1 protein-coding gene is annotated in these 421 nt (G+C 59.1%); it reads left to right on the top strand.

Annotated elements, in window-relative coordinates; genetic code table 11:
• Positions 1–348: hypothetical protein (locus EN780_RS38000; protein WP_210215152.1), on the top strand; the 348-nt coding region annotated here is incomplete at its 5' end.
• Between the last annotated feature and the right edge of the window lie 73 nt (positions 349–421).

Below are 421 nucleotides of genomic sequence, written 5' to 3'. Positions count from 1 at the left end.
GCGCTCCGATACTGGGCGCGCGGGCAGCTTCGGGCTTGGACCGCTGACTGGGAAGTCTACAAACCGATGGTGGCCGAGATTGACGCGATGGTGAAGGCCAGACGGTCGGTGGGAGCCGTCCAGGCCATGGTGATGGAGCGAGTGACGGCACGGAGCTTCGTGGTTGGGACCTCCGAATACCAGAAGTGGGACGGAAGACAGCCGGGGATGGCCGATAGCATTGAACAAATAGAGGACCATTTCAAACCAGTGGAAAGGCCAGATGATGGAGAGCGCGTTCGGAAGAGCGAGAAGGAACTCTTCGATGAACTTCAGGCCATCTTGAGGGATGCTCCGAGGGGCCGGTAGAGGTTACTTGGTCGGATAAGGCCCACCTGTTCGGACGACAACACCCTCTCCTCACGGCTTCTCACCTACCGAT

The organism is Mesorhizobium sp. M4B.F.Ca.ET.089.01.1.1 (genome assembly GCF_004022605.1).
GTDB classification, from domain to species: Bacteria; Pseudomonadota; Alphaproteobacteria; order Rhizobiales; family Rhizobiaceae; genus Mesorhizobium; species Mesorhizobium abyssinicae.
The sequence above is the reverse complement of the archived record's forward strand: the minus strand, read 5'-3'. Positions and strand labels throughout refer to the sequence as shown.